Source organism: Vibrio hyugaensis (assembly GCF_002906655.1).
Taxonomy (GTDB): Bacteria; Pseudomonadota; Gammaproteobacteria; order Enterobacterales; family Vibrionaceae; genus Vibrio; species Vibrio hyugaensis.
Window position 1 is genome coordinate 1,851,116 of record NZ_CP025795.1, and the last position, 14,028, is coordinate 1,865,143.

Annotated in this window: 11 protein-coding genes; 10 read left to right on the top strand and 1 reads right to left on the bottom strand. The window is 38.7% G+C overall.

Annotation, left to right across the window (positions count from 1 at the left end; all coding sequences use genetic code 11):
* The first annotated feature begins 134 nt into the window (after window positions 1–134).
* Window positions 135–1,238: a mechanosensitive ion channel family protein gene (locus tag C1S74_RS25220; protein ID WP_045398721.1), complete on the top strand. Its 1,104-nt coding sequence runs from the start codon at window positions 135–137 to the stop codon at window positions 1,236–1,238.
* A gap of 75 nt (window positions 1,239–1,313) precedes the next feature.
* Here the strand turns inward: C1S74_RS25220 and C1S74_RS25225 are convergent, their stop codons facing one another.
* A complete protein-coding gene (locus C1S74_RS25225; protein ID WP_045398722.1) occupies window positions 1,314–2,030 on the bottom strand; it encodes a carbonic anhydrase in 717 nt (238 codons plus the stop codon).
* A gap of 584 nt (window positions 2,031–2,614) precedes the next feature.
* Between C1S74_RS25225 and C1S74_RS27020 the strand changes: the two genes are divergently transcribed.
* The 9 genes from C1S74_RS27020 to C1S74_RS25270 all read left to right on the top strand — a co-directional run bounded on the left by C1S74_RS27020 (window position 2,615) and on the right by C1S74_RS25270 (window position 13,990).
* Window positions 2,615–3,256, top strand: a complete 642-nt coding sequence (locus C1S74_RS27020) for a winged helix-turn-helix domain-containing protein (protein ID WP_045398724.1) — start codon at window positions 2,615–2,617, stop codon at window positions 3,254–3,256.
* Window positions 3,257–4,600: 1,344 nt separating this feature from the next.
* Window positions 4,601–5,710, top strand: coding sequence for a polysaccharide export protein (locus C1S74_RS25235; protein ID WP_045398726.1), 1,110 nt, complete (start codon window positions 4,601–4,603; stop codon window positions 5,708–5,710).
* Window positions 5,711–5,715: 5 nt separating this feature from the next.
* Window positions 5,716–6,162 carry a low molecular weight protein-tyrosine-phosphatase gene (locus tag C1S74_RS25240; protein ID WP_045398728.1) on the top strand — a complete coding sequence of 149 codons (447 nt, stop codon included), beginning with the start codon at window positions 5,716–5,718 and terminating at the stop codon, window positions 6,160–6,162.
* 261 nt (window positions 6,163–6,423) lie between these two features.
* Window positions 6,424–8,508 (top strand): polysaccharide biosynthesis tyrosine autokinase, encoded by a 2,085-nt coding sequence (locus C1S74_RS25245; RefSeq protein ID WP_045398729.1) that lies wholly within the window; start codon window positions 6,424–6,426, stop codon window positions 8,506–8,508.
* A complete protein-coding gene (locus tag C1S74_RS25250) occupies window positions 8,505–9,743 on the top strand; it encodes an oligosaccharide flippase family protein (protein ID WP_045398731.1) in 1,239 nt (412 codons plus the stop codon). The genes C1S74_RS25245 and C1S74_RS25250 overlap by 4 nt, the downstream gene beginning before the upstream one ends.
* A 49-nt stretch (window positions 9,744–9,792) precedes the next feature.
* The gene (locus C1S74_RS25255) at window positions 9,793–10,806 is read left to right on the top strand and encodes a hypothetical protein (protein WP_045398732.1); all 1,014 of its coding nucleotides are present in this window, start codon (window positions 9,793–9,795) and stop codon (window positions 10,804–10,806) included.
* 92 nt (window positions 10,807–10,898) lie between these two features.
* On the top strand, window positions 10,899–11,879 hold the full coding sequence (locus C1S74_RS25260; RefSeq protein ID WP_158652394.1) for an EpsG family protein: 981 nt from the start codon (window positions 10,899–10,901) through the stop codon (window positions 11,877–11,879).
* A gap of 3 nt (window positions 11,880–11,882) precedes the next feature.
* Window positions 11,883–12,827 (top strand): glycosyltransferase family 2 protein, encoded by a 945-nt coding sequence (locus tag C1S74_RS25265; protein ID WP_045398734.1) that lies wholly within the window; start codon window positions 11,883–11,885, stop codon window positions 12,825–12,827.
* Entirely contained in the window at window positions 12,824–13,990 is a 1,167-nt protein-coding gene (locus tag C1S74_RS25270; protein ID WP_045398735.1) for a nucleotide sugar dehydrogenase, read from the top strand. Before C1S74_RS25265 ends, C1S74_RS25270 begins: the two co-directional genes overlap by 4 nt.
* Window positions 13,991–14,028: the final 38 nt, after the last annotated feature.

Genomic DNA, 14,028 nt, shown 5'->3' on the forward strand with positions numbered 1-14,028 from the left:
TCTAAACAGGGAACGGACTTCTCCCTCTTTCTTATCAACGAAAACACATCATGCAACATGCATCATTTGTTCTAGGGCGAACATGTAAACTCTGCTACCTTTCACTCATTGTTATATAAAAAGAAAATTCAACTATGCCGCAGTGGTTTACAGAACTTCAACATTACGTCATGGCCAACCATCAAGACTGGAGTAGCAGTGTGTTATTCATCACTATTGCCAGCTTTCTCGCTTGGGTTGCATGGCGTGTTTTATATTCTCGCCTCGCAATACTGTTTGAGAAAACCCCATTTCATTGGGACGATTTATTGCTAGAAGCGCTGAAGACACCGATCAGCACCTTAATTTGGTGTTGGCCTGCCACGGTTTCTATCGGGATCGTATTACAGAGTGAGCTAGGAAATGAGTTCAACTGGTTGAGTACACTTAAACTTATCCTCGTGATCAGTATTCTAGTTTGGATTGTAATGCGTCTTATCACTAACGTGGAAGACTACGTTCTCGAACAGAAAACTCGTGACGAAACCACCGTACAAGCCGTAGCGAAAGTCGCGCGCCTGTTCTTTATCATCATCGGAGTTCTAACGGTAATGCAAGCGTTTGGACTTAGCTTGTCTGGTTTACTGACCTTTGGTGGTGTTGGTGGTTTGATTGTCGGTTTGGCAGCAAAAGATTTATTGTCGAACTTCTTTGGTGGTTTGATGATTTACTTCGACCGCCCATTCAAAGTTGGCGATTGGATCCGCTCTCCTGACCGCCAAATTGAAGGCACGGTAGAACGCATTGGCTGGCGTATGACGAGCATTCGAACCTTCGACAAGCGCCCCCTGTATGTCCCAAACTCTGTATTTAGCAACATCGTGGTAGAAAACCCATCGCGCATGTTGAACCGCCGAATCTTCGAGACCATTGGCTTACGTTACGACGACGCAGACAAAGTGCCGGCGATCATTGATGCGGTTCGCGATATGCTCAAAAACCACAAAGACATCGATACACGCCAAACGTTAATCGTAAACTTTGATGCGTTTGGCGCGTCTTCACTGAACTTCTTCATCTATACCTTCACCAAAACGGTGAACTGGGTGCGTTACCACGAAGTGAAGCAAGATGTCCTGTTAGAAGTCATGGCAATCATTAAGAAGCACGAAGCAGACATCGCCTTCCCTACACAAACGCTCAAGCTAGACCCTATTCAAATGGCAAAAGCCCAAGTGCAAGACGACAGCGGCTTTTAAATTCAAGCTGGACAAACGACAAAGCCCGCTCGTTCATTCAGCGGGCTTTTTCATTGATAGCAGCTTTAACCGTTATTATTGCGCCAGGATCATACGTGCGTTCAAAGGCTGAATTGGACGATTGTTGTGACCCATTGCTTTCGCAAACTCTTTTACTTGTTCAGATGAAATGGTTTGTGTCTCTTTAATCACCAACCAACGTACACCTTCAGAGCATGGTGGCGTCGTCAAAGAACCATTAAAGCGGTAGTATTCTTTATCACTTGGGATAAGTGCTTCCGAATCAAACGGGACTTTAATCGCCACGTCTTGGTCTTTGCTAGGAATATTTTGTAGTAACTTAGCCAGCTCTGGGTTCGCGTCACCCAGCTCAAAGAACACCGCAACGACCGCGAGATGACCAGCCTTATCAGCGTGTACAAAGTGTGCTTCTAATGGGTATTCTTTGCCATCAACATGGTTTTCAGAAGGCGTATGGAAGTGGAACTGTTTTAGCGTAAACTCTTTACCATCAATCGTTAGCGTGTTTTTGCCTTCTAAACTGGTCTGTAAAGTGTGGCCATTATTCAGTAGTGAAATCACCTTACCTTCGTAGTCAAAATTCAGTTTTTCTAACTTCGCTTCCGTCGTCGATTCAATATTGATTGGACTTTGATTTTGGCCTTTTGCACACTCAGAAGCGAACTCCCCCCAATTAGCAGGACCATGCTCACCCTCATATCCCCAGTTTGCTGCGTTTGCTGTGCCTGCGAATACTAATGCTAAACCAAGTGCTGTCAGTGACTTTCTCATTTTCATTTCCTTTTGTATTCATGATCGAGTAATGAACACTTTCATATGCGTATGTTCATCGCATGCATTATTAACAAACGAATGACTGAATTGAATTAGCTCGCGCGATGCAATCTATGTTTACTTGCTAAATTTGGAAATGATCTCAACATTTATGTAATTGATAAGTCGACGATTAGAGTGCGCAAAGGTTCGCATCTTTAAAGAGTGTTAGTTCTGAATTAGTACAGCTTATCTTTGCAATAACACTACACAATTAAACCAACATACTTTCAGTAGCTGATTCGCATATCAGGTTATGCTTCAGACACCTAAAATTACAAAATGTAATCATAAAATATAACCATAAAAACAAAATGTAATTTCGCGTTATACCTATATTTATCAATGAGATAAAAGAAAGCTCTTCACTAATGAACTTTCAGCAACAACACAAAAATGTAACTACAATTAATAATTAACTAGGGACTATAATCAACGGCAACAAAATCTGTTTCTTTGACAAATACGCCCAAGGAAAATGAGACTTATCACTTTCTAAGCCTAACTTTGTCACTACCCCTTTACTTTTGAACAATCACCAAATGAAATGCAATAAACACATTCTTGTTGGAGAATTTCACTGGGATGCAAAATCTCGATTCTTGTATAGAACCAACAACGATACAAACGATCTGGAAAAAACGCCGTTAACATTGACCCCAAAGCAACATCTCCTTTTGCTAAGTTTGTACAATGCTCACCCCAAAGTTTTACGAAGACATGAAATCATTAATTATGTTTGGGAATCAAAGCCGACGTCTCCAGAAAGCCTCCCTCAACTAGTCAACCGAACCAGAATCGTTCTTGAAGACAACAATAAGGACATTTTGGTGAACGAGCCTGGTGTGGGCTACTCGCTCAATTTTACGTTACTGGATGAACAGCGAGAAGTTGAAGAGAAAGTCGCTTTCGAAAATTCAGCGAAACCAAAAACAATAAATTACGTTGAAGCGAAGCCAGTAGATCTGAAGCTAAAACTCATTGTGCCAGTGCTCATTGTATTGACCATGTTTAACTTAAGCTCGGCTATCGAAGCTAGCTACTACTCACATCAATTTATGAGCGCTTTTTTCGCCACACCATACCCTAACGTAAAGCAAATTGATGAAAATAATATTTCTCTAGTGATTGATAACAATGAATGCCACTATACTAAGAACACTCAACTACTTAGATGCCAATAGAACGATTACTATAGTACTTCTAATACTGGCCAACATTGCATCGATATTTATTACACTGAACTCTGAAATCAAAGTTTACGGCAGAATAGAAGCCGAAGGCTATCGGTGGGCTATATACTCTACTCTGTTTAAACAAGAATTTACGACTCGTATTATCTACTCTAAAGTGGACGACTCTCATGCAAAGACAGTGTCTCATACCAACACTTATGTAGAATCTGAAGTGCATGGCAATTCGTTTATTTCATTAGGAGATAACAACTCTATTGCGATCAGCCATAATCGAATATTTTCGATTGATAACAAATGTGCGCTGTTCTTCAGTGGTAGAGAAAAATTAGCGATGGAAAACGCTTCACTTCGATGCTTTTACTAATGAGTAACCCCAGAGCCAAAACTCTGGGGTTACTCATTTGTTAGCACAATCTAATATAAAACAACTCAAAGCAACTTTGTTTGTATCTCATCAGTCTCCCCCCCTTATACAAATAACGACACGTCCTAGACCCTTATTGAGAATTTAGCGTAGGAGTACCATGTCGCTCTTATATTTCAACTGCACCATAATATTCAAAAACAATACTTCAAATACGTTGTAGACGGTAAGCCAGGACATCAAAAAAGGCTCTAAACGGAGTAAATGTACATCCTAAACTTTTTCAACATTCTCTTCTTTTTAAGTACACCTGAGTGAGTGTCGCAAGGGCACTTTAGCCATAGAAGAACAACACAACGAGAAGCCCCTACCTGAAGTAACTCAATTGAGAGGCCTCTTGTCCTGTATAACAAATGATGAGCAATTCCTCCCCTCCCCACAAAGAAAACTCTCAATACACACCGCTTAATCTGACTTACATACCGCAATCAAAGTCATTCTTCAGTTCGTATAAACTCTATGATTACACCGTTTATAAGTGAATGTAATTCTGAATACCACCACCTTTAGATCTTTATTTATCAACAACATAGATATAAAAAAATCAAAAGCGATAAATAAGACATAACAAAGCTTATATAAAGGTGATGTAACTACCTTTACATGAAGCAAGCGCTCTAAAATCCGCCACAGAAATCTTAGGTGGTACTAGAAAACCAAACTTCGATTTAGAGCAGATTGTGATTTTTTCTTGCTTATACCCAAACAACTTAAACATGCAGATAGACGACTCACGCGCAAAAGTTCTGAGCACAGATTAACTATGTGATGAGGTTTGCGAATGTCCACTACTGTTAAGTAAGCAAAGCGCTACAGCTGCAAATTGGACAGGTATCTAGAAAGTATCATTGCCCTATTTATATGAGTTGATAGTTCCACACCTTTAAAAATTGAGCGTTAAGAACGACATGAATAAATTTGCTTTGTCTCTGATAGCGGTATCAATCCTTTCGGGTTGCTCTGTTACTGGTTCCCATTTAGAAACAGGTAATAAAACGGTTATTGCGAGTGAAAATATTGAAAGTGAATTGAAATACAATTTGTTCCCGTTAACACCACAAAATGTGAATTCATTTAATGGTGATTCAGTGGTTCTTCCGACCACGAGTCAAACATTACGAGCGCAAATTGCTAACTACGAATACAAGATCGGAGTGGGTGATATTTTAAACGTCACCGTGTACGACCATCCAGAGCTTACGACACCAGCAGGTTCTTACCGCTCAGCGAGTGATTCTGGTAATTGGGTACATTCTGACGGCACAGTTTTTTATCCTTATATTGGTAAGGTTCAAGTCGTGGGTAAAAGCGTTTCTGAAGTTCGAGACCTGATAGCAAAACGACTAGCGCATTACATTGAGAAACCACAGGTAGACGTAAACGTCGCGTCATTCCGATCTCAAAAGGTATACGTAACGGGTGAAATCAAAAAGCCGAACTACCTAGCAATAACGAACGTGCCTTTAACCGTGTTAGATGCAGTCAACAAATCAGGTGGTTTAGACGATGACGCAGATTGGCGAAACGTTACGCTAACTCGTGACGGAAAAGAAACCCGCATCTCTTTACACGATCTGATGCAAAAAGGTGACCTTACACAGAACCACCTTTTACAGGATAACGACATTATTCACGTACCACGTGACGATGCACAAAAAGTGTTTGTTATGGGTGAAGTGTTAAAACCTGATGTGGTCAAAATTGATCGTGCAGGTTTATCGCTAACAGAAGCATTGAGTTCTGTCGGTGGCATTAACGAACTTTCCGCGTCTTCTACGGGTATTTTTGTTCTTCGTAAAAGTACGACTCAAGATGTGGTTGCTGATATCTACCAGTTGGATTTGAGTGATGCAGCAAGTTTTGTTCTGGGGACTGAATTTGAATTGCAACCTTATGACACAGTTTATGTCACAGATGCGCCAATCACTCGTTGGAACCGCTTAATCAAGCAATTGCTACCAACGGTTTCTGGGTTCAATGAGCTCACAGAAGGTGCGTTGCGAGTTCGCAATTGGTGATTTGAATGTTCAATAACGTCGTCGTTGTGTGTATTGGCAACATCTGTCGCTCTCCTTACGGTGAAGCGGTTTTAAAAAAGATGCTACCGGGAAAGGCAATCTCCTCTGCAGGAATCTCAGTTGATAGCTCACGCTTAAATGGAAAACCGGCAAATGAAACAGCAATTAAAGTCGCGAGTGAACGTGGCGTTGATTTAACCCATCACAAAGCGCAGCAATTAACAAAAGCGATGTGTTTGGAGGCCGATTTGATTTTGGCTATGGAATTAAAGCACATCGGGTTAATTACGGACATTTGCCCTACTGCCCATGGGAAAACAATGCTTTTGAGTCAGTGGGTTGAAATGACGAATTCAATTAATGACCCACATAAAAAAAGTGAAGAAATGTTCAGACACGTTTACGACCTAATTGATCAGTCGTGCTCTAAGTGGGCTGAAAAACTCAAATAAAAGCGAGTTGTGTATCGTCTTAAATTTTACCTAACACGTTTAGGGACGGTACACGCTTGTCCTATTACTTTTGAATATTCAATGAGTATTCAAAAGTAATATCGCTCTTTAAAAATTTGGAACGAATAAAACGAACACTTAGGTGTTTGTTTTAAAAGTGCTTAATCGATTGGAAATATAAACCAGTCGGTTAACTGTTACGTTTTTCATAAACAAATGGAAAGCGTAATGGTTAGCTATAAATCAACATGAGTTAATGTAATGAGCACACAGAAAACCCCTGAAATTATCGACCTTAATAAGTTGGTCGGTATTATTCTAGATTCTAAAAAATCTATCGCGGCTAGCACCTTACTTTGTGCGTCTATCGGTGTTGGTTATGCGATTTTGTCTATCCCTGTTTATAAAGCTGATGCATTGATTCAAGTAGAAGAAAAAGCAAGCGGGATGGCTGCACTTGGTGAAATGTCAGAAATGTTCGCGACAGAGGGACGCAGTTCAACAGAAATCGAACTACTAAAATCTCGCATGGTACTAGGTGATACAGTGGACAAACTCGGTTTAACCACCGTAGTCACGCCTAAAACCTTGCCTGTTATCGGTGCAGGTATTGACCGTTTAAGCGGTGTAAACAAGTTCGCGAACCTCTCTACATTCGATGCACCAGTAGGCAACTACCATTTAGTCATTGAGCGTAACGTTGCCTCTCTTTACAACGAGTTCGACCAGTTAATTCTGGCTGGCCGAGTTGGTGAAGCAATGACTAACACTGATGCAGATATCTCAATGAAGATTGAGAGCGCTTCAGTTGATGGTGAGTTCGCAGTAACGAAAGTCACCCGCCGTCAGGCCATCAACGATTTGAAACAGTCATTCAGCGTTTCTGAGCTTGGTAAACAAACGGGGATGCTTTCTTTATCTGTTACTGGCCATAACAAAGCCCATCTCGAAAATGTGCTTGATACCATCAGCAACAGTTATGTGAATCAAAACATTGAACGTAATGCTCAAGAAGCGAAGAACTCTCTAGCGTTTTTGCAAAAGCACATGCCAACCGTTAAAGAAACATTAACGATTGCTGAAAACAAGTTGAATGCATATCGACTTGAAAACGACTCGGTAGATTTGGGACTGGAAGCAAAATCAACGCTTGATGTGATTGTGGGTATTGAACAGCAGTTAAATGAACTGACGTTCAAGGAATCTGAAATCTCACAACGTTTTACCCAATCACACCCGTCTTACGTTGCCCTTATCGAGAAGCGTCAAACGTTACTATCTGAGCGTGAGCGCTTTAATCAAATGGTTCAAAAGCTACCAAAAACACAACGTGAAGTTTTACGACTAACACGTGATGTTGAGGTGAACCAATCCATCTATTTATCGATGCTGAACAAAGTACAAGAACTGTCAGTAGTTCAAGCATCAACAGTGGGTAACGTTCGTTTGGTCGATGAGGCAAACTCAATTGATCAAGCAGTGAAACCTAAGAAAGCGTTAATAGCTTTAGCATCTGCTCTGTTTGGTTTCTTGTTCGGATCTGGTATTGCTTTGGTTCGCTCTATCATGAACAAAGGGATTACCTCCCCTGAAGAGCTAGATCAAATCTCAATGCCCGTCTACGCAACAATTCCGCTTTCTGAAGAGCAAAGTAAGTTAGAAAAGCGAAAAGGTAAAAAGCTGATTGCGAAATCTAACCCGACCGATCTTTCTGTGGAGGCGATCCGCTCTCTGCGTACCGCTTTGCACTTTGCCATGTTCGAAGCGAAAAATAACGTGGTTATGATTACGGGCTCATCACCTGGTGTCGGTAAATCTTTCGTATCAGCAAACCTAGCAAAAGTCATTTCTGAGTCAGGCAAAAAGGTGCTTCTTATTGACTCAGATATGCGACGTGGCACATCCGATAAATATTGCGGTTTAGACAACGAAATCGGCTTATCTGATTTGTTGTCGAAAAGTTGTTTTGATATCGAGGATGCAATTCAGAGAGTCACTGAAAAGTTCCATGTTATTACACGTGGCACTACACCGCCGAACCCGTCAGAACTTTTAATGAACCCTCTTTTCTCTGAATTAGTAGGACTAGTTCAAGAAAATTACGATCACGTGATCATCGACACCCCTCCTATTCTTGCGGTGACGGACGCAGCGATTGTCGGCCAATTGTGTGGGACTTCATTAATGGTGGGTCGGTTTGAACAAACATCGCTGAAAGAAGTAGAAGCGGCAAAGGAACGCTTTGAACAAAATGGGGTGAACATCAAGGGTTTTGTGCTTAACGGCATGATTAAGCGAGCTGTGGGTTATGGGTATGAGTATAACTATGGGTATGAATCGAAGTGAGTTTAAAGAAAAACGTCATAGGGTTAGCAACTGCTCAAGTCTTTAACTACGTTTTACCGCTTTTACAGTTCCCCTACCTTACTCGAACATTAGGTACTGAATTATTCGGTTTAGTGATGTTTTCATTGTCAATAGTTATGGTGATGAAAGTTATTACAGATTTTGGATTTGACATTTCACTTGCGAAAAAGATTACAGACAGACGGAGGTCTAAGAGGAAAATAGGTTCTTATCTGTATCAATCTTGGGTGATAAAATTATTATTAATTTTTGTTGTATTGATTGCGTTTTCGATAGTCCATTTCAATACTGAACTGTACAAACATACTGAGTATTCACTAATAACATTATCCACAATAATAGTTAGTGCCATTAATCCGTCTTGGTTGTTTTCTGGAATAGAAAAAAATCATGTGCTAGCTAGGATAATAACAGCATCACGAACGTTATCGTTAATAGCAGTCTTTGTTTTAATCAAGAATGCTAGTGATTACACAATCTATGCATACATTATGTTGATAAATGAACTAGCAATAATAACTGCATCACATCTTATCATCATGTCAAGATACAAGATAAAACCAGTTCGAAGTAAATTAAAAAACTCATTACAGACTGGAAAAGATAGTTTAAGTTTTTTCCTTGCAAAGTCTGGAGTAGTAATTTATTCGTCTGGTAGCACTATGTTTTTAGGTGCGTTCGGTGGCATGAACCAGATTGCACTATACAGTGCAGCAGAACGTCTTCATTCGGCTGGAAACAGTGCAATGATGCCAATAATAGCCCCATTAACTCCATACATGAATAGAACAAAAAATTATAAATTGTTCTACAAGATTGTTGTTATTACTGTAATTATCGCATGGACTGGCATTTTATTTGGTTTTATGTTCGGTGATGAAATTATTAGCATCATGTTCGGTTCTTGGTTTAGTGAATCAAAACAGGTTCTTGATATCTTACTAGTTTCGTTATCAATTAGTATTATTGGGATGCTATTTGGTTACCCCGCACTATTGCCTATTGGTCAAGAGAAACACGCTAACCTCAGCGTTGTTATAGGAGGTGCATTACAAATTGTAATGCTATCTTCAATCCTATTATTCGACATAGAAATCACTGCAATCACAATAGCGATAACATTAACTTTCAGCAATACCATAGCGACAGCTTATCGAATAATAATGTTCATATCTAAGATAAAAAATGAAAAACATAGTAGTACAATGCGCTAATAATATTGCACACCATTATCATGTGTACGGGATAGTAAAAGAACTATCAATGATGAATAATTCAAGAACGACAGTCATTCATCACGACTCTTGTAGTGATGTTTCATTATTTGAAATGAATAATGTTTTCATCAAAAACCAGAAATACAAACCGTTCAGTGGAATCGAACAATTAGCAAGATTCATAAACATAAAACTGAAACGAATTAAAACTGTTGACAACTATCTATTGTTAAAATCAGCAGATGTTATTAAAAACGCAGACGTTTTTATCTGCACGGATTTGATTGTTGGGAAACGGATAAAGGAATTTAACCCAAACTGTAAAGTCGTATGGGCGTTACATGGTGCAGTTGCTAATTCATTTATGAATAGTGTTGATACTGATGGAGTAGACCTAATACTTTCATGTGGTGAAACAACAACTAATGCTGTCGGTTCTGGGTTTAATGGGAAAATCGTAGAGGTTGGCTCTGTCAAACTACATAGCTGCAAAAGTAATGACAAGAAAGTTAGTAAAATAGAATTATTCGGAAACGAAAACAGAACGGTATTATACAACCCACATTTCAATAATAAAATTGGAGCACGTTCTTGGGATGACCACGGAATCGAGTTGCTAGACTGGTTCAAAAATAACAGTGATTTCAATTTGATATTCTCACCTCATCCAATGCTGGTAAAGAAAATAGATGAATCTATTTTAAGTCAATACAAAACGGACAACATTCACATTGATTTGGGTGGCAGTCGTTCCATGAATATGTCATATGAACCAGTTGTTGACGTGTATATTGGTGATGTTAGTAGTCATGCCCTAGAGTACATGTCAATGAATCAAAGAACATTCGTGTTCCATTCAAATCAAGATCTATCAAATGAATCAACAACAATGCACAAGCATGGTCGAACGTTCAATAGTTTTGATGAATTTTCAAGTGAACTACTAAATAAAATCAGTGAAAACGAGGCAGAAATACAAAAAAGATACATTAGCACTGTATTTTCACCAGTAACAAACCCGTGCTCGTTATCAGCTAGCGTTATCATGGATTTATTATAATGCCATTAACAATACAACTACTACTAGCACTGTTAATAATTGTTGGTATCTTTAGTTTTACACGTCATAGTTTGACTGTGTACGCAGTGTTAATGCCATTCATAATCATAACTTATTCACTAATAAGCGGGTTTCGTAATGTTGGTGCTGATACAGAAACATACATATCAATTTATGGAAACGTTGATCAGTTCTCGATGTACATGTTACCACTTCAGGTGGTAACTTATGTTGAGGTTGGTTACAACAACATAATGTACTTGTTCAAACATTTCGGTGCTTCATTCGAAATTTTTTCAACTGCAATGACCTTGTTCTTTTTGATTGGAGTGTTTCATTCGTATAAATCCATAACGAATAACTACTACGTCGCTGCAATGTCATTAATATTCTTTTTGTTCACGTTTACCTGCTACCAACTAACTTTCAATCAAGTTAGACAAGGGGTATCAATCGTGTTCGTTCTCTTTGCAACGAATAGTTTGTATGTCAATGACCACAAGAAATACTTATCATGGGTACTTGTGTCATCCTTATTCCATTCATCGGCATTGATGTTTCTTGCGTTGCCTGTGTTCAGATCGTTTATTGAAAGTATGTCAACAAAAACAAGATGGACAATAATAGCGCTAATGCCCGTTATGATGAACATCGGATTTGGTAAGGAAATAGTTTCAGCAATAATTACGGTTTCAAATGGGGTGATCGATTTAGGTAACGTTGGCGACAGGGTTTCTAGATATAGTGATTCTGATTTGTTTGGTAGACAGTCAGAATTCGGTCTTATAACAATTCTATCGTTACTTGGGTTATGTGTGTTAAACATGTATTCTGAAGTAAATGACAAATCTACTAGATTTTTCACATCATTGGTAACGTTTGGTTATTTCGTTTTTTCTATAACCTTCGACTTTGTTGTTATAAGTCAGAGAATACTATACGTTTTCGACATAATAATGGTCTGCCTATTAGTAAACACGTTAGTCAATCACGACAAAGATAATGAAAAATTCCTACTATCTGCGGTGATCTTTATTGCATTATCGCTTAAAGTAGTTGTAACAAGGGCATAAGTCATGATTAGTGTAGTTATACCATGCTATAACGCATCTAAGTTTGTCGAAACTGCAATTAATTCAATTTTTGAACAGACAACAAAATTAGATTTTGAGATAATAATCGTTGATGATGGGTCTTCGGATAATCTAATAGAAGTTGTATCAAAATACGATAACTTGAAATACATCAAGCAAAAAAACGGGGGGGTATCGAAAGCTCGTAATACAGGAATATTAAATTCATTCTTTGAATATGTAATTTTCCTTGATGCAGATGATCGATTTAATAAAAACTTATTCTGCGAATTAAAAAAACGTATTGAGGATGGATACGACTTAATATCATGGGGATACCTTGTTGAAAAAAATGGTTCTGTTTCGGATTATACAAACTACAGAATTGAAAACTCCGAGTTTGTAGGTGATGAGTTTATTAAACTGTTTTTGTCAAAGACAGTTTATCAATGCATTTGTTCATTCTGTGTTAAGAAATCCGTATTAATACAGAATAACATAACGTTTGACGTTGGATATAAGTATTCAGAGGACATAAACTTTCAAATTGAGGTTATGTCCAATTCACACAAGATAAAATATATAAACAAACCTATGTTCGTTTATACTATTACTGGAACGTCTGCTACATCTATAGTTAGTTCAGAAAGAATTCGATCAATTTCTCTGTTTGACAAAACAAGAGAAAAAATCAGTGAAAACCTACACGATTCGTTCGACCAATACGTGGGTATGAACTATCTTTACCGAATTGGTCTAGTAATTAAGTGCGAAAATAAAAGTTGTGAATTGTTCGAATCGTTAATCTCAACATCTCATGTCCTAAAAAGACCTAGGTTGTCATTATCGAATAAAAGAAAATTTGTAATGACTGTTGCCAAAACTTCATTACCGATAATTAAATTTTGGTTCAAAATATCGAAGTTAAAGTACAGAAATAGATCATGAAAATAACAATCGTTGGAACTGGATACGTTGGTCTATCAAATGCTGTGCTACTAGCACAGCATAACCAAGTAACCGCACTAGAGGTTGACCTCAACAAAGTTCTACTTATCAACGCTAAAGTATCCCCAATCGAAGATAAAGAAATTGCGGATTACTTAGTTAAAAAAAAACTAAATCTGGTAGCAACAACCGATAAAGAACTTGCTTATAAAGACGCTGACTTTGTTGTTATCGCTACCCCAACCGATTACGACCCAATGACTAACTACTTCGATACCTCTACGGTTGAAAAAGTAATCAATGAGGTTTTAGAAGCTAACCCGAATGCAGTAATGGTAATAAAGTCTACGGTTCCAGTAGGGTTCACTGAACGAGTTAAAAAAGAGTTAGGAACAGATAACGTTATATTTAGTCCTGAATTCCTACGCGAGGGACGAGCTTTATACGATAATCTATACCCGTCTCGTATTGTTATCGGTGAGCGTTCAGAACGTGCAGAACAGTTCGCTAACCTATTAAAGCAAGGCTCAAATAAGCCGGAAGTAGAAACACTGTTTACGGATTCAACGGAAGCTGAAGCAATCAAGCTGTTTTCCAACACTTACCTAGCGATGCGTGTTGCTTACTTTAACGAGCTAGATACATACGCAGAAAAACACGGATTAGACTCACGTCAAATCATTGAGGGGGTAACGTTAGACCCTCGCATTGGAAATCACTACTGCAACCCTAGTTTTGGTTATGGTGGTTACTGTCTACCAAAGGACACAAAGCAGCTTCTAGCTAACTATCAGGATGTACCAAACAACATGATCAGTGCAATCGTAGACGCTAACCGAACTCGTAAAGATTTCGTAGCAGAATCGATTCTAAGCAAGAACCCGAAAGTTGTAGGTATCTACCGACTAGTCATGAAATCGGGCTCAGATAATTTCCGCGCGTCCTCGATTCAGGGTGTAATGAAGCGCATTAAAGCTAAGGGCGTGAAAGTCGTAGTATTCGAACCTGTTCTACAAGAAAGTGAATTTTTTGGTTCTGAAGTAATGACCGACTTAGAAAAATTTAAGGTGATTACGGATGTCATCGTCTCTAACCGCATGGATGAAGTTTTATCTGACGTTGAGAACAAAGTTTACACACGTGACTTGTTCGGTAACGATTAATAATTTCATAGGGTGCTGAACTGCACCCTTTTTGATGT

Coding starts and splice junctions, on each gene's coding strand:
- C1S74_RS25220 (WP_045398721.1), top strand. CDS start 135: ATGCCGCAGTGGTTTACAGAACTTCAACATTACGTCATGGCCAACCAT.
- C1S74_RS25225 (WP_045398722.1), bottom strand. CDS start 2,030: ATGAGAAAGTCACTGACAGCACTTGGTTTAGCATTAGTATTCGCAGGC.
- C1S74_RS27020 (WP_045398724.1), top strand. CDS start 2,615: ATGAAATGCAATAAACACATTCTTGTTGGAGAATTTCACTGGGATGCA.
- C1S74_RS25235 (WP_045398726.1), top strand. CDS start 4,601: ATGAATAAATTTGCTTTGTCTCTGATAGCGGTATCAATCCTTTCGGGT.
- C1S74_RS25240 (WP_045398728.1), top strand. CDS start 5,716: ATGTTCAATAACGTCGTCGTTGTGTGTATTGGCAACATCTGTCGCTCT.
- C1S74_RS25245 (WP_045398729.1), top strand. CDS start 6,424: ATGAGCACACAGAAAACCCCTGAAATTATCGACCTTAATAAGTTGGTC.
- C1S74_RS25255 (WP_045398732.1), top strand. CDS start 9,793: ATGATGAATAATTCAAGAACGACAGTCATTCATCACGACTCTTGTAGT.
- C1S74_RS25260 (WP_158652394.1), top strand. CDS start 10,899: ATGCCATTCATAATCATAACTTATTCACTAATAAGCGGGTTTCGTAAT.
- C1S74_RS25265 (WP_045398734.1), top strand. CDS start 11,883: ATGATTAGTGTAGTTATACCATGCTATAACGCATCTAAGTTTGTCGAA.
- C1S74_RS25270 (WP_045398735.1), top strand. CDS start 12,824: ATGAAAATAACAATCGTTGGAACTGGATACGTTGGTCTATCAAATGCT.